The sequence below is a fragment of the Pseudomonas lutea genome, from assembly GCF_000759445.1.
GTDB classification, from domain to species: Bacteria; Pseudomonadota; Gammaproteobacteria; order Pseudomonadales; family Pseudomonadaceae; genus Aquipseudomonas; species Aquipseudomonas lutea.
This window is the reverse complement of sequence record NZ_JRMB01000002.1, coordinates 301,817-322,272: the sequence shown is the minus strand read 5'-3', so window position 1 is coordinate 322,272 and position 20,456 is coordinate 301,817. Positions and strand designations below refer to the sequence as shown.

Below are 20,456 nucleotides of genomic sequence, written 5' to 3'. Positions count from 1 at the left end.
CGTTGGGGAGCGCAGCCGGGAAGTCGGCTACCCAAAGACTGACCGACAGAAAATGCCAGAGTTTTAGAACGATCAGTTATAAGCAGCGGCGCGCGCGGGCTCGCGTTGGCGGTTCAGGTGTCGGCAAGACCCGTTTGAAGGTGCGGCATCAGTACCCCGTCATTTCCAGATAGCCGACGCCCTTGTGGGTGCCGCTCAAGCTGACCGGACCCTCCCAGTACGGGATCTGCAGGTTCATCCAGGCGTTGGGATTGAGCGCTTCGACCTCTACTTCCAGCGCCTTCGAGGGGATTTTCACGGACCAGCCCGTGGGCATGTCGCGTCCCTCAACGTCTGTGGTTTCTTCGGGTACCAATTGAATATCCGTCGCAGCCAACGGCTCTACGCTGCCGTCCTTGTTGATCCATGTGCCGGTGAGGTAGGGCTCGCCTGTTTTTTGCCGCATGCGATAGAGCATGACTTCATTGCCATCGGCCAGATGCAGCGAGAACCAGTCCCACCCAGTCTGGTTGTCCGTCAACGGCTGACTGCTCCACTCGCGATCCAGCCACGCGGGGCCCGACACCTGATAGGTTTTGCCGTCGATGTCGATGCTGCCGTCTGCCTGGAAAAAAGGCTGACTGTAGTAATACGAAGCTTGACCCTGTTCTGACTTCTGGCTGAAACCTTGATTACCCTGCAGCACCAGCGCCTGGGTGGCTTTGAGGTGCAGCTGATAGTTGAACTGCGGGCCGCTGGCCTGCAACTGCATGTCTGCCAGCGGGTCATCGGTCGCGGACTGACTGGTGAAGGACCAGTTGTCGATCCATGCAGCAAAAGGCGCCAGGGTCACGCCTGCCTGCTGAACACCGCCACGGGCGTAGCGCTCCGCTGCAAAATGTTCGTCCTCGGACGTCACTGCAGCATGGCCCATCCACAGGTTGCGATTGCTCCACCCCGAGACATCTCCCTGCAAACCTTTGGGGCGCGGCAGTGCGTTGCGAAACAGCGTCCACTGCACGCCGAACGACTGGCCTTCGGAGTCCGTCAGGTTCGCGGTGACGTACCACCACTCGATGCGGAAATCATTGTGAGGGCCGTGATCGTTGGGGAATACGAACGGCTTGCCCGGCGTTACCTGGGCATAATCGGCAGCGTCGTCGGCCAGGCCGGCGAAGCCTTTCTCTTCCGTCGGCTTGTCGTCGCACCCGGTCAGCAGCAGGCCAGCGAGAAGGCCGATGATGGCCAGGGCAGGGGCCTTAGGCTTCATTGGCGAACGTCCTCAGCAGATCAGCGGGGCGGGTGCGGTACAGACGATAAAGCGGCCAGGCCGAGGCCAGTAATGTCGCCAGCATTGCCAGCAGCGTCAGGCGCACGAGCTGCATGGGAAACACCTGCAGCGGCAACCGCCAGCCGAATGCCTGAACGTTGATCACGGCGTCCAGGCACCACGCCAACAGCAGCCCCAGAGGAATTGCCAGAATCAGCGTGAGTACGGCCAGCAACCAGGTTTGCGCCAGATTGAGCAGCATCAGTTGTCGTCGCGTTACCCCCAGTGCCCACAACGGCGCAAGCTGCGCGAGCCGGCTTTGGCTTTGGGTCAGCAGACTGATGAACAGCGCAACGCCGGCGACCATCAGCGTCAGGCTGTTCAGTGCCGCAGTAGCGGCGAATGTGCGTTCGAACACCTGCTGCGACCAGGCCTTGAGCTGGATCTGATCGACGATACGGTTGTCGTCGATGGTGAATTTGTTGTGCAGTACGCGCAGCAGCTGCGGGATGGCGCGCGGATCGATGCGCAGGTTGAAACGGTTGGGCGTCAGTTGTGGCCAATGCCTGAGCAAATGATCGGCGTTGACCAGCAGGTGGCCTTTGGGATTGCCGTAATCGGCGTAGATACCCACGATGCGCACGGTCCAGGGGCCGTCCGGCGCCGGGAGGGTCACGTTATCGCCGACGTTGACTTCCAGTCGCCTCGCCAATTGTTCGCTGAGCATCAGGGTGTCTTCCTGAGCCAACTGCTGCCATGCGTCGCCGCTGGCCGATTCCAGCAGCGGCCAGTGCTGCCGGTAATGTGGATGATCGATCACGCCAAACAGCTCGGCGGGCCAGCCGTTCAGCTGTAGCGATACTTGCCAGTTGGGCAATACCGCAGAGGTCAGCGGTTGCTGGCTCAGCCATTGCTGCAACGGTGCGGCCTGTGCAGGGTTTTGAGGATTGATGTACAGCTCGGCACTTAAACGCTGCTCGAGCCAGTGGGTGAATGTTTGCCGGAACCCCGACGTCATGCTGCCCGCGCCAATGTTCGCTGCCATCGCCAGCAACAGCGCCATCAGCGCCAGGCTCAGTGCCGGTAACTGCTGGCGACAGTCAGCGAGAAACCACTGCCCCAACACCGAGCGGCTCTTGCCCAGAAGCGAGTCGAGTAACAGATTGAGCAAGACCGGCAAGCCTAGCGCCGCGCCCAGCAAGAGGCTGGCCATCAACACGAAGCCCAGCGCCAGGCTGTCACCGAAGAGTCCGGCCAGTAATGCAACGAGCGCTGAAATGCCGGCGATCCAGCCCTGCCGTCGTAGCCACTTGGCGTGGGTCTCTTGCCATGCCTGCGCGTTGGCCAGGGCGAGTAAAGGCAAGCGCGCGGCGCGCAACAGGCTGCTGGCCCCGGCCAGAAACGCGCCAAGCAGGCTGACGCCCAGACCGCTGAGCCACCACCAGATGCTCAGGTTCAGATGCCCGGCGACTTCAGCGCCATACAGCCCGCGCAGGCTCGCGGCCACGTCAGGCAATAACGCACTCGCCAGCCAGTAGCCGCTGACAACACCCGCAATGCCGCCGAGCAAGGCCAGGGCGCCAAGCTCGACGACCAGGCTCACCATCAACCCGCGTGCGCTGACGCCGCAGGCGCGCAGGTTACGCAGCAGTCCCCGGCGCTGCTCCAGCGCGAGCCCGATGGCCGCGTGCACGATGAACAGGCCAACGACGAACGACAGAAACCCCAGTGCATCAAGGTTCAGGTGGAAGCTCTCGGTGAGCCTGCCCAGATCGTTGTCTTCGCCACTTTTGCGCAGGACAAGCTCACCGTCGAGTTGCGCAGGCAAGGCAGGAGCGTCGTCGGCAAAGTCTTTGGGCAGTACCAGTCGCGAGATCTGATTGGGTTGGTTGAGCAGTTGCTGGGCAAAGCCGATGTCCATGAGCAGCACGCCCGGGGCCATGTCGACCTTGGCGCGCAGTGGCGGCAGTGATTGGCCGGCATCGGTCAGCGCCTCCTGCCCTTCATGGAGGCCAAGGGCAGCGAGGGTTTGCGGCGAAACCCAAGTGGTGCCGGGGGGCGTGAAGAAGTCGACGATCTGCCCGGTATCCAGAGACTGCCCTGCCAGGGCGGTGTTGACCGGAAGCGACACCGGCTCGATGCCGAGTACGGTCAGGCGTTGCTCCGGCGCTTCCTTCAGGGTGACCCGGCCGCGCAGCGCCGGCGAGACGGGCCACCCAGCACGGCGCAGGCTGACAAAAAGGTCTTGAGAAAAGTTGGCGCCGTTGGGCGAGACCAGAATCTGCTGCGGCTCGCCACCGATCATCTGGCTGGCCTTGGCGTAGCTCTCCCGGGCCTGGCTGTTGAGTGCCTGGACCCCGGTGAGCAGGCTGGTTGCCAGCCAGAGGCCGGTGAGCACGCTGAAAAACTGCACGGGATGACGCCGCCAGTGGCTAAGCAGGGCTTTGAGTGTCCAGCAGAAGACGGGCATTTCAGCGCTCGCCTTCGCGGACCAGACGACCCAGATGCAATACCGCCTGGCGCTGCAGACGTGCCGCCACCCTCGGACTGTGGGTCACCATCAGCAAGCTGGTAGTGCTGTCGCGAAGCAGGTCCAGCAATAACTGCAGCACTTCGTCGCTGGTGGCTTCGTCGAGGTTTCCTGTGGGCTCGTCGGCCAGCAAAAGGCCCGGGCGTGAAGCAAGTGCCCGGCCAATGGCAACGCGTTGCTGCTGCCCGCCGGACAGCTGTTCGGGATAACGCTTGAGCAATGCACCCAGGCCCAGCCGTTCGGTGAGTTCGGCCTGCCATTCGGGATTATGGCGACCCGCCAGCCGCGCCTGAAAGGCAAGGTTGTCTTCCACCTTCAGGCTGCCGATCAGGTTGAACTGCTGAAACACCAGGCCGATCTCCGTACGCCGCCAGTTGGCGAGCTGTGCTTCGTTCATCTGGTCCAGTCGCCGTCCTGCAACCTCGATGCTGCCCTTGTCCACCTGATCCAGTCCGGCCACCAGGTGCAGCAAGGTGCTCTTGCCGCTGCCGGACTCGCCCATCAGCGCCAAGCTGCCGCCCTGATCCAGCTGCAAATCCGCGCCACGCAACACGGCCAAAGGACCCTGAGCGGTGGTGTAGCTCTTGAACACACCCTGGACTTGCAGCATCGACACGCACCTGATGGAGGGATGGCTGGAGGATAACGGTTGAGCGGTGCCCGCGTAACGGACTGGACAATGGATCGTCGGCTGGCGGGAGAAGTTGCGTCGGATAATGGCTGGAGGCCGTCTACGCGCCTTTGACACCTCCCTACCGGGTTTCCTGTTTGCCTCGAATCAAGCCGCGCAGCACAAACCGGTTGGGGTGACAGGCTTCGGCGACGCTTCGCGGCAGGGGCAGTGGTTCGTTGTCCAGCCAGGCGGCAATCAACTCGCCGGACAGCGGAGCAGTGATCAAGCCGCGAGAGCCGTGCCCGCTGTTGACATACAGGCCTTCAAGCCATGGGCATTCGGTGTCCGGCGTCTGACGCGCATCCTTGCGCAGCACCGCATAGGCCTCAAGAAACGCCGCCCGATCCGCTAGCGGGCCGACGATGGGCAGGTAATCGGGGCTGGTGCAGCGAAACGCCGCGCGGCCTTGCAGATTCTCGGGAGGCAGAGTGTCTACCTTCAGGCGCTGGCTCAGGTCTTCGGAGATTTCCCGCAGCAACTCAATATTGCCGAGGTGCTCGGCAACGCTGGGTGTGAGGTCGTCGCTATTGAAGGCGAAGCTCGCGCCCAGCGTGTGTTCGCCGCCGCGCGCCGGGGCGACGTAGCCTTCTGCGCAGACCACGGTGGCCAACGCCTGGCTTGCAGGGGTCTCGGCCAACCGTGTGATCTGGCCACGAATGCGTTTGAGCGGGAGTTCCGCGCTGGCCGGAAAGCGCTTGATTTCAGCCGCTCCCGCCAGCACGACAACACAAGCAGAGGCGAGCAGGCGTTCGCCGTCCCATGCCTGCCATTGGCCTTCGTCACGGCGCAGTTCAATGACCTCGCGGTGGGCCAGCACTTGAACCTTGTTCATGTTCACCTGATGGCGGCACAGCGCGGGCGGATGCACCCAACCGCCTTGCGGGTAGAAAAGGCCGCCGCTCTCCAACGCCACCCCCGCGCGACTCTGCGCGGTGGCGGGGTCGAGCACATGCAGCAGATCGTCCGGGAATGCCGCTGCCAACTGCGCCTGTCGTTCGCGCTCCTTTTCATCGAATGCCAGCTGCAGCACCCCGCAGTCGTCCCAGTCCACACCTCGTTCAAGGCGCTCGAGCAACCGTCGGGTGTGGCCAAACCCGCTCAGGATCAGTTGCGACAACGGCGTGCCGTGAGCAGACAGCTTCAGATACAGCACGCCCTGCGGGTTGCCGGACGCCTCTTGGGCAAGGTCCCCGTGACGCTCCATCAGACTGACCTGCCAGCCGCGCGCTGACAGGCTTGACGCCGTGGCGCAGCCGGCCAGGCCCGCGCCAATGACCAATGCCGTGCGAGGGCCGTCGGGTAATCGCGGCCGGGCAAACCACGGTTTTACCCGGGATGTCATAACGGCTTCGGTGTGGCGGGCGTCCTCGGGCTGGCCAACGAAGTGGCCTTTAAGTACCTCCCATTTATGGCCGATACCCGGCATCCGTTTCATTTTGAAACCCGCAGCGTTGAGTGCGCGACGCACCCAGCCGGTGCTGGTAAATGTGGCAATGGTCGAGCCCGGCGCGGCCAGTCGAGCCAGCTCGGCAAACAGTTCGGGCGTCCACATTTCCGGGTTTTTCGCAGGTGCAAAACCGTCCAGAAACCATGCATCGATTTCGCCATCCAGCTGCGGCAGCATCTCCAGCGCGTCGCCAATCAACAGGGTCAGCGTGACGCGACCTGCCTCGAACACGAACCGCTGGAAGCCTTGATGGACGGCCACATACTGGCCGAGCAACCGATCTGCAAAGCTCTGCAGTTCAGGCCACAACCGGAGCGCGCGCTCCAGGTCTGCACGGCTCAGCGGATACTTCTCGACGCTGACAAAATGCAGCCGCGCGTCCGCTACCGCGCTGGCGTTGAACAGCTGCCAGGCGCAAAGAAAATTTAGCCCGGTACCGAACCCGGTTTCCCCGATCACCAGACGGCCCTGCGCAGGCAATGCGGCGAAACGCTCGGCCAGTTCGTTCTGCGTCAGGAACACGTGACGGGTCTCATCCAGACCCGACTCGGTCGAGAAATACACGTCGGCGAATACACGGGAATGGGGATTGCCGTGTTCGTCCCAGTCGATCTGGGCGTGGTCGGTGGCGGTCATGTTTGGCTCTGGGCAGGCAAGGCAGCGAGTTTACTCCAGGGCCCCTTGCGCGGTGCACTACATATGTATGCCACTTTGCGGGTCGATCCCTGTTTATGTATGCACCTTTTTCAGCAGCTATAAAACAAGGACGTACGATGAACACCGCCAGTCTGGCCCTCACATCCTCATTCATTCAAAGCACCCTGCCGCAATGGTTCATTCAGGCCCCGCCGCCCCTGCGCGACGCCTTGCGCCTGGACATGACCTGCGCCCAGGCAGCACGGGATGATCTTTCCACGATCTTGCGGCGCATCCAGGATCTGCCATCGTTTGCCCGGCCTTTGCTGCAGCAGGCACTGGATGCCGCGTTCGGGCCAGGCCTTGATGTCGATCACGACGTGTTCCTGCATGCCAGGTTTAAACACCACTGGCTGACGGGCCGCGCTTCGCCGCTGGGTTCGGGCACTTGCTCGCTGCTGGCCGCCGCGTTACAGAATTTCGAGGCGCCCGAAGCGCAGGAGACCGAACGCGAAACCACATCGGCCATTCTCGCCAGCAGCCGCATTGGCAGAGAAAGTGAAAATGCGATGCAGGCGCAGCGGGACGGTGACGTCCATCCCTTGAATGTGCAGCCCGCGCGCTTCATCGAGCTGTGCCGTCGCCTTGACATCGGTGGCCAGTATCAACGGCATCTGCATCACGTGCTGCACCCTGTCGCGCGGCCGGATGTGCCCGGCAGTCTGGACAGCGAGGACATCAAAGCGCGCATTATCGAGCACGCGCGGCTGGCGCTGAGGGTCGAGTGTCACATTGGGCGTCTCAAAGGGATGATTGATGAAGCGCAATATCAAGCGCTGCTGAAGATCGATGTGAACAGTCCCACCGATGAGTTTTTTACCCTGCACATCCTTGGCTGCAAATTGCGCAACGCATTGCTGTTCAAACCCAAAGGCGACGCCCGATGGATCGCCTATTTACCTGGCGAGTCCGATAACGTTGTCCAGTCTTTCGCGTCGCTGGATCAGCTCACGCAGATGTTGCGGACCAGACTGCGTGACGAGGCCTACCAGCACTACGTCGACAGGTTCATTCCCGAGCGCAGCAAAGCCGTTTTTTTTCAACGATTGCGAGAGCGTCTGGCGCCCCATGTCCTGCACAGCGTCGCCCGTGGCACAGGCTTCCATCGGCAGTTGATCAGCGTCGCCGAGGTGGACGACAAGGCTGAGCTGGACCTGGAGGCGATCAGCCTGGGCGGCTCGTTGGGTGGAGTGTTTTACCTTGATACGTTACTGCGAATCAAAGATGACGCGCGCGTCCTGGCTGTGCCCACAGACGACGAAGACCGCAAGACCCGCGAGCAGCGCCGGGCTGAATGGCTGAGCTTCGGCATTGATGCGGCGAACCTTGCCGCGCTGTTTGTGCCGGGTCTGGGCGAAACGATGCTGCTCGTGGCAGGCGCGCAACTGCTCGACGAGACCTTCGAGGGCGTTGATGCGTGGCGCCATGGCGACATGGACCAGGCCCTGGAGCATCTGGGGAATGTTGCCGAGAATCTGGTGCTCATGGGCGCGATGGGGGCGGCGGGCGGCGCGACACACGCCATGACTGCCGACGCTGCGATCCTGCAACCGCCGTCTTTCATCAAGCGTAGCGTGCTTGCGCGCGACCCGGTCGGCCGCTTGCGCCTCGCTGACCCGGCCGTTGCGCTACGGCGCCTGCACCCGGACCTGGCAGAGCTTGACGACAAAAGCGTTGCCCGGGTCATGGCGGTGAGTGGCATGGACGGTGAGCAACTGGCGGCCTTGCACATTGACGAACAGCCCGCGCCGGCGGCACTGCTCGACACGGCAAAGCGGCTTCGTTTGCGTCGGAACCCGGCAGTTTCTGCCCAGAATTTCGAGGAGGCGTACGCTGCCAGCGAACAGTCCAGTGAGCCCATGATCATGCTGCTCAGGCGGGATTTTCCTTCCCTCACCCTGGCGTCGGCCGAGGCGTTAGTCGCCGAAACGAGCGCGGAACAGCGACTGGCAATGTCGGGTACTCGACGCATCCCGCTGGAGGTCGCCGGCAAGGTCCGCCTGCACCTGCGTCAGACCCGAATGAGCCGCGCGCTTGAAGGGTTTTTCGACCCCCGCGACACTCCCGGCAGCGATGTGCAACGCCTGACGCTGCGCAGCCTTGCGACATTTCCCGGATGGCCTGCCGACCTGTGCATCGAGATTCGCGAGGGCGTCGCCACCGGACCGGTGCTCGATCGCATCGGGGCAGAGCATGCAGCGAGGCGACGATCGCTCATCAAAGGAGACAATGGATTTCACCTGGACGGCGTTGCAGGGCCGCAACCCGACACCAGCCTGTTTTCCGCGCTGCTTCAGGCACTTCCGGAAGACATTCGGCAGGTAATGGGTTTAGACGATTCTGGCACTGGCGCTGAGGTCCGCGCGCTCAAGCGGCGAATTTTCAATTGGGTTCACTCGCAGCCGAAGTGGGCGTTCGAGCAATTGGGGGAGTGGACCCTGCCGACGGCGTTCAGGCCGCCGCAGCGCTTGCCGGGGGGCCGCCTCGGTTATCCGCTCAGCGGCCGCGGACCCGGTTTGCCGGCCAGTGACGGCGCCGTACGGCAGCAACTGCTTCAGGCAATGACGGACCTCTATCCGGAAAGCACGGATATGGCGCAGCAGGTAGAGGAGATGGCGCAACGCGGGCGGCCGCTGCCGTCACTCCTGGCAGCCACAAATGCGCGGGCTCTGGCCTACGAGCAACTGCATGCGAATCTGATCGCGTGGGCGGAAGCCGATGACATGAGCGTCTTGCTCAATGATGGTGAACGTGCGGCTCGCCGCCAGGTAGCCCAGGTGCTGAGCAGGGCCTGGCGCTTCAGCCACGATGCTGCGCCTCGGGGCTCTCGCTGGCTAACCCTGGAACATACCTCCCTTCCGGAGCTGCCGCCGCTGCATCATTTCTACGCGGATATCACTCGGGTGGAACTCAATCATGTACAGGCTGACACGGCCGCCGTGAATGCTTTTGTGGCGCACTTCCCGAACATGACTCACCTCAATGTGCGCGGCAGTTTCACCGAGGTCCCGCAGGGTTTGCTGCAACTGCAATTTCTGGAGCATCTGACGCTGGAGAATATGCCGTGGCCGATCAGTCAGCCGGCGATGGACAGATTGATGGATATTCCGGCGCTGCACTCGCTCAGTTTGGCGGGGACCTATCTGGGTGAATTCAGCGATACCAGCCGCTTTCGCCTGTCGACCCTGTGGATCAACAATACAGGCTTGACGCAGTGGCCGGACTGGACTCGTTCGCTGGCCCTCGCCGAGCTGGACATCAGTGATAACCACATCACCGAGATCGCCGCCGAGATCGTCGAAAACCCGCGGGATCATGAGCGGCATACCGTCATTTATGGCTACAACAATCCTTTTTCGCACCAGACGCTGGAGGATTACTGGCGCAACGACACGGGATATGGGCATCGCTACCGCCTCGATTTCGATTTCCCCGACGACATCCGTGAGATCCCCGTGGAAGGCGCCCTGACTGACAGCGAGTCCGACCGCGAGTCTGAAACATCCGACGACGAAAGCGCGTCTCACGCCCACCGTGCCCTTTCGGGTCGCTCCGCTGCCGCCCCCTCCGTGCAACAGTGGTTGCGTCCCGGCGAGGATGTGCTGAACCGGCGCTTGCAGGAAGCGTGGGCACAGGTGGCGGCGGACGGCGACGCGCCACATGTGCTGGTGCTGTTGCAGCGACTGAGAGAGACCCCGGATTTCTCTCAGTTCCATGCCGAGCTTGCCGCCGACGTGCTCAGCGTTCTGGAAGCGGCCGCGCAGGATGCTGCGTTGCGCGGGCAGCTGGAAGTGATGGCCAACGACCGTTTGTTCGGCGCCAACCAGACCTGCCAGGACGGTGCGCGGTTGATATTCAGCGACATCCAGGTCGCGGTATACAGCCGCGAGTCTTTGCGCGGCGTGGCCGAAGCCAGGCGCACGGATGCGTTACTCGGCGTTATGCGTCAGCTCTTCCGCCTGCATGAAGTGCAGTCACTCGCCGACGCGGAGATCGCCCGGCGCGAGAGCCTGGGGGTGGGAGTGGATCATGCAGAAGTCCGATTGGCTTACCGAATCGGTCTGGCCGATGACCTCGGCCTGCCCGGCCAACCTCATCGCATGGTCTGGGCGCGTCTGGCGGCGGTTGACCGCTGGGTCTTGCTGGACGCCCGTCGGCGAGTCCTGGAGGCGGAGCGCGGCCCGGCGTTCCTGCAATTTGCAGTCAGCGATCAGCAGTGGAACGCGCGGCTACGCGTCGATCACGAGGCAGGGCTGGCCGCAGCCACCGCTTCAGTGCGCCGTCGCATGGCCGCGCTGGAAGAACATCCGCCGACTGACCCCGACGACTATCATCGGCAAGGCCTGGCACTGATAGCAGAACGCGAAGCCGCTGAAGCGCTGATGCTCCGTCAACTGACGGACCTTTACCGCGCCGGCTGGTAATTGCGCCGGGCAAGGCAGGAAGCGCGTGCGGTCAACTGACGTTGTCTGACACCGATTATGTTGGCCGCATTGACCGATGGCCCTGATTAACGGTCATACCTGCATCAGCCCGGCCTGCCTTGCGCCGTGCCTGCCAGTCCTGAGCGATCCTGAAGGGAGCCCTGCATGTTCGAATCTGCTGAAATCGGCCACACCATCGACGATGAAACCTACGACAGCGAAGTCCCGTCTCTGCGAGAAGCGCTGCTGGAGGCCCAGTACGAACTGCATGAGCAGGGCAAGCGCCCGATCATCGTGCTGATCAACGGCATTGAGGGCGCAGGCAAGGGCGAAACGGTAAAGTTGCTCAACGAATGGATGGATCCGCGCTACATCGAGGTCCGCACCTTCGATCAGCAGACAGATGAAGAACTGGCCCATCCTCCGGTCTGGCGCTACTGGCGCCAGTTGCCTCCCAAAGGGCGGATCGGCGTGTTTTTCGGTAACTGGTACAGCCAGATGATTCAGGGCAGGGTCCATAAACGGTTCAAGGACCCGGTGCTCGATCAAGCCATCAATGCCGCCGAGCGACTGGAAAAGATGCTGGTCGATGAGGGCGCGGTGATTTTCAAATTCTGGTTCCACCTTTCCAAGCGGCAGATGAAGCTGCGCCTCAAGACATTGAAAGACGACCCCTTGCACAGCTGGCGCATCAGCCCGCTGGACTGGCAGCAGTCGAAGACCTACGACCGGTTCGTACGCTTTGGCGAGCGTGTGCTGCGTCGAACCAGCCGTGACTACGCACCCTGGCATGTCATTGAAGGCGTGGACCCCAACTACCGCAGTCTGACCGTGGGCCGGCTTTTGCTTGAAGGTCTGCAGAACGCCTTGAGAACGCCCGAAGGGCAAACCAATCTGGTGGGCCTGGGGCCTTTGCCGAACAACAGCGATGAGCTAAGCCTGCTCGATAACCTCGACATGACGCTGGCGCTCGAAAAGGATGATTACGAAGAACAGCTGATTGCCGAGCAGGCGCGATTGTCCGGGCTCATGCGTGACAAACGCATGCGCCGTCATGCGCTTGTTACGGTATTTGAAGGCAACGACGCCGCAGGCAAGGGCGGTGCGATCAAACGCGTCGCCGCCGCCCTTGATCCGCGCCAGTACCACATCGTGCCAATCGCCGCGCCCAGCCAGGACGAACTCGCTCAGCCTTATCTGTGGCGCTTCTGGCGGCAGATTCCGGCGCGCGGGAAATTCACTGTGTTCGACCGTTCATGGTATGGGCGGGTGCTGGTCGAGCGCGTCGAAGGATTTTGCTCGGAGGCGGACTGGTTGAGGGCTTACAGCGAGATCAACGACTTTGAGGAACAGCTCACCGACTTCGGCGTTGTTGTGGTGAAGTTCTGGCTGGCGATCGACGACAAGACTCAACTGGAGCGTTTTCAAGCGCGGGAGAAAGTGCCCTTCAAACGCCACAAGATCACCGAAGACGACTGGCGCAACCGCAGCAAGTGGCCGCTTTACCGAGAGGCGGTGGGAGACATGGTGGATCGCACCAGCACCGAAATTGCCCCGTGGACGCTGGTTGAGGCCAACGACAAGCGATGGGCGAGGGTAAAAGTGCTGCGCACGATCAACCAGGCGCTGGAATCAGCGTTCGCGAAGAGTGACAAGAAGCACAAATAGGAGGGGGACGCGTACGAGCCGCTTTGACTCGTACGCAACTGCGACTTAGTGATGGCGAGGCTTGAGGATCGCCGGCTTTTCGTCTGGAGCTTGCAGCAACAGGTAAAGGGCGGTCAGTGCCTCTGGAATCTGCACGATCATGTCGTCCATCAGATTGGCGTCGGCGGCGATATCGGCAAACTCCGGCTGTTCGTCGAACAGGCCGGAACCGACCATGATCGGCAGCAGCATCTCGCTGACTTCCTCTTCATCGTTCTCGAACCAGGCAGATTCGCGCAGGAACACGCCTTCCATGAAACCAATGCACCAGCCACGCAATTCGGAGTCGTCCGGGTCATCACCCAAGTCCAGGTCGCAAGGCAGCTCAAACTCTTCGTCCGATGCCAGCTGGCGAGCGATGTGGGCCTTTAGCTGGATCAGTGTGGCTTCGATTTCCTGGTGTTGCGCCTCGTCGGCGTAATGAGGGGGCTCGGCGAAAAGAGCGTCGATCCACTCACGGTCCGGCACGGTTTCGGCACAGATGGACAACGCGGTCAGGTAGCCATGAGCGGCTACATAGTCCAGCGCTTCGTCATGCAGCTCATCGGCATCGAGGAAGGCTTGCAGGCGGTGTAATTGCTCAGCGAAGGACATTGACGGACTACCCTGGAAATAAACGATGCTGAATTCTAGGCCCTGAGGGCGCTCGGCGCCAGCGGCGAGGGCACTGGAATCGGTATTGCGCTTAATTTCGACCGGTGGTGTCGCCACTGTCCAATCTGTCGGGGCGCTCCGGTATACTGCCGCGCTTTGCGATTTCCACAGCGATTCTCGACCGCTGTTGCGGCACCATCCGGGGTATTTATGCTCGACCAGGCACAACGCGTACTTAAAGACATCTTCGGCTACGACAGCTTCCGCGGTCGCCAGGGTGCCATTATCGAGCGCGTGGCCAGTGGCGGTGATGCTCTGGTGCTCATGCCTACGGGCGGCGGCAAATCCCTGTGTTTCCAGGTGCCGGGCCTGCTGCGCAATGGTCTTGCCGTGGTGGTTTCGCCGCTCATTGCGTTGATGGACGACCAAGTGGCAACGCTTGAAGAGCTGGGTGTGTCGGCTGCGGCCCTCAACTCCACGCTGAGCGCCGAGCAGCAGCGCGAGCTTGCCAACCGCATCCGTCTGGGTGAAATCAAGATGCTGTATCTGGCGCCGGAGCGTCTGGTTCAGCCGCGCATGCTGTCGTTTCTGCAGAATCTCGAAATTGCCCTGTTTGCCATCGACGAAGCCCACTGTGTTTCGCAGTGGGGGCATGATTTCCGCCCCGAATACCTGCAACTGGGGCAACTGGCGGAGCTGTTCCCGGACGTGCCGCGCATCGCGCTGACCGCAACGGCGGACAAGCGGACTCGCGAAGAGATCGTCGAGCGGCTGCACCTGCAAAACGCCGAGCGCTTCCTGTCCAGTTTCGACCGCCCGAACATCTTCTACCGCATCGTTCCCAAGGAGCAGCCGCGCAAACAGCTGCTCGCGTTTTTGTCCGAGCGTCGCAGCGATGCGGGCATCGTCTATTGCCTGTCGCGCAAGAAGGTCGAGGAGACCGCCGCCTTTCTGAGCGACAACGGTTATCCGGCGTTGCCTTACCACGCCGGCTTGCCCATTGAGACCCGTTCCGGCAACCAGCGCCGCTTCCTGAATGAAGAAGGGCTGATCATGGTCGCGACGATCGCCTTCGGCATGGGCATCGACAAGCCGAACGTGCGATTTGTCGCACACATGGATCTACCCAAGTCGCTGGAAGCTTATTACCAGGAGACGGGCCGGGCAGGGCGCGATGGTCTGCCGGCCGATGCGTGGATGGCATACGGTCTGCAAGACGTGCTGATGCTCAAGCAGATGCTGCAGAACTCCGAGGGCGACGAGCGGCACAAGCGCGTCGAACAGCACAAGCTCGATGCAATGCTGGCGCTGTGCGAAGAAACCCGCTGCCGCCGTCAGTCGCTGCTTGCCTACTTCGACGAAATCATGCCTAACCCCTGTGGGCACTGCGACAACTGCGTCGATGGCGTACAGACCTGGGACGCCACCGAACCTGCACGACAGGCGCTGTCGGCGATCTATCGCACCGGCCAGCGTTATGGCGTGGGGCACCTGGTTGATGTACTGCTCGGCAAGGAGAACGACAAGGTTCAGAGCTTCGGTCATCAGAAGTTGGCGGTCTTTGGTGTAGGCAAGAGCCGCAGCGAAGGGGAATGGCGTTCATTGTTCCGACAGCTCGTGGCGCGCGGCCTGGCCGACATCGATCTGGAAGGCTACGGTGGCCTGCGCCTGAGCGATACCTGCCGTCCGCTCTTGCGTGGCGAAGTCACGTTGCAACTGCGCCGTGACCTGAAGCCGCAGACCACCGCCAAAGCTTCCGGCAGCCCCGCGAGCCAACTGGTGCGTGGCGAAGAACGCGAGCAGTGGGAAGCGCTGCGCGCGCTGCGGCGCAAACTGGCCGAAGAACACGGCGTGCCACCGTACGTCATTTTCCCTGACTCGACCTTGCTCGAAATGCTGCGCAGCCAACCCGGAACCATGGCCGAAATGGGCCGGGTCAGCGGTGTTGGCGCGCGCAAGCTGGAGCGGTACGGTGAGGCATTCCTTGAAGTCCTCGGCGGCGCGGCACCGGCACCACGGGTGGTGGCCGATGTTCGGCATGAGCTCATCAGCCTTGCGCGTGCGGGCATGACGCCGATGCAGATCGCAGGCCAGCTGCAATGTTCGGAAAAAAACGTCTACACGATGCTCGCCGAAGCCATCGGCAAACAGCAGCTGTCACTGGATCAGGCGCTGGACCTCCCCGAAGATCTGCTGACTGAAGTTCAGGATGCGTTCCTGGACGGCGAAGGCGAGCTACCCCCGGTGGCTGCCATTGCCGAGCTGTTCACCGGTCGCGTCCCTGAGGGCGTGCTGTATTGCGTGCGCGCAGCACTGCAATCCGAATTCGAGGTTTAGCAGCGCGGTGGCGGACACGTGCAGCTTTCAGCGGCCTGCACGCTGGATTGACGCCGCGCCGCCTGTGCGACGAATCACCACAGCGGGGCGCTTGCCTCATCCCCGGCTCCATGGTTAGCTGCCTATTAATTAGGATTCGCCTTTAACCATCGAGTTACCTATGCCGTTAACCGAAGAACATCGCTTTGGCATGCAGCTGGCCCATATGTCCCGAGGCTGGCGTGCAGAGCTGGATCGCCGCCTGGCTGATCTGGGACTGTCCCAGGCGCGCTGGCTGGTTCTGTTGCACCTGGCGCGCTTTAAAGCCCCACCTACCCAGCGCGAGCTGGCGCAAAGTGTCGGGGTTGAAGGACCGACCCTGGCGCGCCTGCTGGACAGCCTGGAAAATCAGGGTCTGGTCCTGCGGCAGGCTGTGCTGGAAGATCGCAGGGCGAAAAAGATCGTCCTCTGCGACACCGCCCGACCTCTGATCGAGCAAATCGAAACCATTGCCACTGCCTTGCGCCACGAGTTGTTTGCCGGCATTGACGAGGAAGAACTGCGGATGTGCATGCGCGTGCATTCAAAAATCCTCGCCAACCTCGAAAAATCCTGAAAACCGCCCGACGCTCCGCGACAAATACATTGAAGCGGGCGAAACATCCTGTTCTATTTGCACCCATACTGATAGTGCCCGGAAAACGTGTCCGGGCACGTACGGAATGTGCAGGGAAGCCTGCCTCGTCTTCAAAAGGGTTCGCATGCTGAAGAGTTTTCAGGCCGGTAGTCGTCGCGAAGCGGGCAAAGCCCCTCGTGTTCAGTCGGGTCTTCGTTCGGGTTTGCTCGGCATCGGCCTTGCCTCGGTCGCGTTGCTGCACAGCTCCATGGCCGCTGCGCTGGGACTGGGCGAGATCAGCCTGCATTCTGCACTTGGGCAACCTTTCAATGCCGACATCGAACTGATCGAGGCGGGTGGAATGAGTCCCGAGGAGATCGTCGTAGGTCTGGCGCCGCCCGAAGCGTTTGCCAAGGCTGGCGTAGAGCGCGTGTTCTTTCTCAATGACCTGCGTTTCACTCCGGTAATCCGCGGCAACCGCAGCGTCATTCACATCGAGTCGCACAAGGCAGTCACCGAGCCGTATCTGAATTTCCTGGTCAGGCTGGTGCGGCCCAATGGCGATCAGCTGCATGAGTACACCGTGTTGCTCGACCCGCCCACCTCGGCGTCGGGGGTTGCCGCGACGCGCAGCCGAGCCCAATCTCCTGCAGCGGGCGCCAAGGCTGATGAGTCACGGCTTCCGGTGGCGCCGCCTCAGGCTCGACAGGGCAAGCATTACACGGTTGTTTCCGGCGACACGCTGGCCGGGATCGCTCGCCAAGTCCAGGCCCCCGGCAGCAAGACGTCTTCCGCAGACCTGGTCAAAGGCATTCTGGCGCTCAACCCGCAAACATTTCCCAATGGCGACCGCAGCCAGTTGAAGGTAGGCCAGAGCCTGTTGCTGCCTGACAGCGCTTCCGAGCCGAAGCCGAGTGCCGCTGCGGCGTCAAATCCAGCCGGCACAGCGTCGACACCTACCACGCCGACGTCCACCACGCCGACCCCTGGCCCTGGATCGCAGAACGACCCGTCAACAAACGCAGCGTCGGACAACGAGCAGTTGGACAAGACGCTGGATGACCTCAAGCAGCAAGTGCAAACGGCCTCTGTTGAAGAAGTCGACAAAGACAAGCAGATCATCGAGCTGCAGACTCAGTTGGCGGAGCTCAAGGCCCAGTCGGCGCAACCCGCGCCTGCTGTGGCGGCTGCGCCTGCACCTGCACCTGCACCTGTGCCCGCCACTGCTGCGACGGCTCCGGCCCCGGTCGCGACCCCGGTTCCTGCTCCAGCACCTACGCCGGTCGCCGACGTGGACGATGAGCTTCCCTGGACGTCGATCCTGGCGGGCCTTCTGGTGCTGTTGCTGCTCCTGGCGTTGGCCTGGTCGGTGCGGCGCAACAAAATCAAGAATCAGCAGGCCCTTGAGCCCGTGGCGCCCGAGCCCATCGTACGGACCGGCGCGACGGTCACACCGGTTTTTGAAGTGCCTGCCGTAACGGCTCCGCGCCCGGCATCTTCGGCCCCGGCCGGCCAGCGTCTGGCCGGCGCCGCCACTGATGCTCTGGATGGCGCAAGTATCTACATCGCCTACGGTCGTTTTGCCGAAGCACTGGCCATCTTGCGTGACGCACTGGACCGGCAACCCGAGCGCACTGACGTTCGCCTGCGGATCCTCGAGCTGTTGGGCGAGCAGGGCGATGTCGAAGGGTATGACGAAGAAGAACAGACTCTGCTGAGTCAGGGTGTCGAGGCGCAGAAGCTCAACGACATCCGCAGCCGTTACCCGAAGTTGGTTCGCCAGCCTGCCGAGCCTGCGCCGCAGGCCCAACCGGCGACGTTCATCACGCCGGCAGCGACCTCAGCGATCGTGCCTGCGGCGGCGATCGGTGTGGCTGCGATGGCGTCGCAAGCGCCGGACGAGTCAGTCGGCGAATTTCTATCTGACCAGTCGCTGTCCAGCGAACCAATACACGACCTCGCAGAGACGAGCCCCGTCCAGCCTGCGCAGCTGGACGAAAATGCTGCGGCATCGCTGAACCCCGTAGACCTGTCGGACGATTTCCAGCTTAACCTGGACGACCTCTCCATGGACGCCGACTGGGACCTTGTGGACCCGTTCGACAGTGCACCTGCCGCGCGCAAGCCCGCGCCTGTGCCGCAAGCCGAACCTGAGCTGGACCCTTCTTTTTCGTCCGATCTGACGCAGTTGCCCGAAGTCTTCGAGATGCCGGATGAGCAATTTTTGAGTGATTTTGCCGAGGAGCAGTCGCCCCTGGAGATGGACGTGCAGTTTGAACCGGGTCCTGAAGTGGCTGTACAGAGCAACAACGACCTGCTGGATGATGCCTTTCTCGACAGCTTCATGATTGAGGAGGGCGGCTTTGATCTGCTGAGCCTTGAAGAGGAGCCGTTGAGCAAGATCAACGAGGCGCAGGTGCTGATCGATGAAGGCAATATCGAGGAGGCTCGCCGTCTGTTGCAGGAAGTCATTGAAGGCTCCGACGACGGCCCGCAGCAAACTGCCCGTGACCTGCTCGCCGGGTTGGGCTGATCGATGCCCACCAAACCCGAGATCACCATCACCTATTGCACGCAGTGTCAGTGGCTGCTGCGTGCCGCCTGGCTGGCGCAAGAGTTGTTGAGCACGTTTACCGACGATCTGGGAAAGGTATCACTGGTGCCAGGGACGGGAGGGGTGTTCCGTATTACCTGCGATGACGTGCAAATCTGGGAGCGCAAGGCCGATGGCGGCTTCCCGGAGGCCAAAGTGCTCAAGCAGCGCGTGCGTGACCAGATCGATCCCGACCGCGATCTGGGGCATAACGACCGTCACACTGGTCTGGATACCTGAAGGCGGATCGGAACCGGCGCAACACCTCTGCGTCTGTCGGTAAAGGTGTTACCCGATCTTTCGTGTCATCAAAGCTAAACACTGCCGTCATGTTCATTTCACCGACCGCGTCCACGCTTGAAGAAATTCAAGTGGAGGTGATCCATGAGCATTGCCGAGAGCGTGAAACCCAGCCGAAAGCAACGTGTCCGGACTTTGTGGATATCGGACGTGCATCTGGGCACACGCGACTGCCAGGCCGAACACCTCAGCGGGTTCCTCAAGCAATACCATGCCGACAAGGTCTATCTGGTCGGCGACATCATCGACGGCTGGAAGATGCGTGGCGGCATGTACTGGCCGCAAGCGCACACCAACGTCATTCGCCGTCTGCTGACCATGAGCAAGCGCGGTACCGAGGTCATCTACGTCACCGGCAACCACGACGAATTCCTGCGGCGCTATTCAATGCTCATTCTGGGCAACATCCAGCTGGTCGACGAAGCCGTACACCTGACTGCTGACGGCCGTCGCCTGTTGGTCATCCACGGTGACCAGTTCGATGTCATCACCCGCTATCACCGCTGGCTGGCGTTTCTTGGCGACTCGGCCTACGAGTTCACCCTGACCCTCAATCGCTGGCTGAACCACTGGCGTGCGAAGTACGGCTACGGCTACTGGTCGCTGTCGGCCTACTTGAAGCACAAGGTCAAAACGGCGGTGAGTTTCATCAGCGACTTCGAAGAGGCCATCGCCCATGAATGCGTCAAGCGCGGTCTGGACGGTGTGGTGTGCGGGCATATCCATCACGCCGAAATTCGTCAGGTGGGCGGTGTGGAATATCTCAACTGTGGTGACTGGGTGGAGTCTTGCACCGCCTTGATCGAACACTGGGATGGCACGATTGAGCTGTTCAGGCTGGCCGATGCCCACCTCAAAGCCAAAAGCACCGAAGTACCGCAGGCGGTGGGCGAGGCTGTATGAGCCAGGCGCTGAGCTCAAGTCGGTTTGAGGTTAAATCGCTTTGAGCCGAGCGGCTGTCAGAACGACACCTTGCCGGTGAGCATGTCCTTGTACATGACGAAGTCGCCGAGCAGGCTGTAAAACGGATGCTTGAACGTGGCGGGGCGGTTTTTCTCGAAGAAGAAGTGGCCGACCCATGCGAAGGTATAGCCCGCCAGCGGCAATGCCCACAGCAACAGCCAGTTGGCGCTCAGCACGGCGAACGCCAGGATCAGAACGACCAGGCTGGTGCCAATGAAATGCAGACGCCGACACGTACTGTCGCGATGCTCCTGCAGGTAGTACGGATAGAAATCAGAAAACCGGGTAAACGTCTTAACCGCTTCCATAGGGGTAGGCTCTGGTACGAGTGATCAGCAGAGTTTAGCC

The 20,456-nt window shown here is 61.8% G+C and carries 13 protein-coding genes; 7 read left to right on the top strand and 6 right to left on the bottom strand.

What is annotated here, in order from left to right:
- Window positions 1-148: 148 nt before the first annotated feature.
- The 4 genes from LT42_RS13585 to mnmC form a co-directional block, all read right to left on the bottom strand.
- Window positions 149-1,249 carry a lipocalin-like domain-containing protein gene (locus tag LT42_RS13585; RefSeq protein ID WP_037013806.1) on the bottom strand — a complete coding sequence of 367 codons (1,101 nt, stop codon included), beginning with the start codon at window positions 1,247-1,249 and terminating at the stop codon, window positions 149-151.
- Window positions 1,239-3,719, bottom strand: coding sequence for an ABC transporter permease (locus LT42_RS13580; RefSeq protein ID WP_037013804.1), 2,481 nt, complete (start codon window positions 3,717-3,719; stop codon window positions 1,239-1,241). The genes LT42_RS13585 and LT42_RS13580 overlap by 11 nt, the downstream gene beginning before the upstream one ends.
- A gap of 1 nt (window position 3,720) precedes the next feature.
- The gene (locus tag LT42_RS13575; RefSeq protein WP_037013803.1) at window positions 3,721-4,389 is read right to left on the bottom strand and encodes an ABC transporter ATP-binding protein; all 669 of its coding nucleotides are present in this window, start codon (window positions 4,387-4,389) and stop codon (window positions 3,721-3,723) included.
- A gap of 142 nt (window positions 4,390-4,531) precedes the next feature.
- The gene (gene mnmC / locus LT42_RS13570) at window positions 4,532-6,535 is read right to left on the bottom strand and encodes a bifunctional tRNA (5-methylaminomethyl-2-thiouridine)(34)-methyltransferase MnmC2/FAD-dependent 5-carboxymethylaminomethyl-2-thiouridine(34) oxidoreductase MnmC1 (RefSeq protein WP_037013802.1); all 2,004 of its coding nucleotides are present in this window, start codon (window positions 6,533-6,535) and stop codon (window positions 4,532-4,534) included.
- Window positions 6,536-6,672: 137 nt separating this feature from the next.
- On the opposite strand from mnmC, the gene LT42_RS13565 reads away from it, so the two are divergent.
- Together LT42_RS13565 and pap are read left to right on the top strand one after the other, a co-directional pair.
- Window positions 6,673-11,019, top strand: coding sequence for a dermonecrotic toxin domain-containing protein (locus LT42_RS13565; protein ID WP_037013800.1), 4,347 nt, complete (start codon window positions 6,673-6,675; stop codon window positions 11,017-11,019).
- Between the two features lie 165 nt (window positions 11,020-11,184).
- The gene (gene pap, locus LT42_RS13560; RefSeq protein ID WP_037013798.1) at window positions 11,185-12,687 is read left to right on the top strand and encodes a polyphosphate:AMP phosphotransferase; all 1,503 of its coding nucleotides are present in this window, start codon (window positions 11,185-11,187) and stop codon (window positions 12,685-12,687) included.
- Window positions 12,688-12,732: 45 nt separating this feature from the next.
- Here the strand turns inward: pap and LT42_RS13555 are convergent, their stop codons facing one another.
- Window positions 12,733-13,320: a UPF0149 family protein gene (locus LT42_RS13555; protein ID WP_037017255.1), complete on the bottom strand. Its 588-nt coding sequence runs from the start codon at window positions 13,318-13,320 to the stop codon at window positions 12,733-12,735.
- Between the two features lie 210 nt (window positions 13,321-13,530).
- Between LT42_RS13555 and recQ the strand changes: the two genes are divergently transcribed.
- The 5 genes from recQ (at window position 13,531) to LT42_RS13530 (ending at window position 20,048) form a co-directional block, all read left to right on the top strand.
- Entirely contained in the window at window positions 13,531-15,657 is a 2,127-nt protein-coding gene (recQ, locus tag LT42_RS13550; RefSeq protein WP_037013796.1) for a DNA helicase RecQ, read from the top strand.
- A gap of 160 nt (window positions 15,658-15,817) precedes the next feature.
- Window positions 15,818-16,252: a MarR family transcriptional regulator gene (locus tag LT42_RS13545; RefSeq protein WP_037013795.1), complete on the top strand. Its 435-nt coding sequence runs from the start codon at window positions 15,818-15,820 to the stop codon at window positions 16,250-16,252.
- A gap of 145 nt (window positions 16,253-16,397) precedes the next feature.
- Window positions 16,398-18,785: a FimV/HubP family polar landmark protein gene (locus LT42_RS25735; protein ID WP_037013793.1), complete on the top strand. Its 2,388-nt coding sequence runs from the start codon at window positions 16,398-16,400 to the stop codon at window positions 18,783-18,785.
- Between the two features lie 3 nt (window positions 18,786-18,788).
- Window positions 18,789-19,085 (top strand): Rdx family protein, encoded by a 297-nt coding sequence (locus LT42_RS13535; RefSeq protein WP_037013791.1) that lies wholly within the window; start codon window positions 18,789-18,791, stop codon window positions 19,083-19,085.
- A 144-nt stretch (window positions 19,086-19,229) separates the two neighbouring features.
- Window positions 19,230-20,048: a UDP-2,3-diacylglucosamine diphosphatase gene (locus tag LT42_RS13530; protein WP_037013789.1), complete on the top strand. Its 819-nt coding sequence runs from the start codon at window positions 19,230-19,232 to the stop codon at window positions 20,046-20,048.
- A 56-nt stretch (window positions 20,049-20,104) separates the two neighbouring features.
- Here the strand turns inward: LT42_RS13530 and LT42_RS13525 are convergent, their stop codons facing one another.
- Entirely contained in the window at window positions 20,105-20,416 is a 312-nt protein-coding gene (locus LT42_RS13525) for an Mpo1-like protein (protein WP_037013788.1), read from the bottom strand.
- Window positions 20,417-20,456 lie beyond the last annotated feature (40 nt).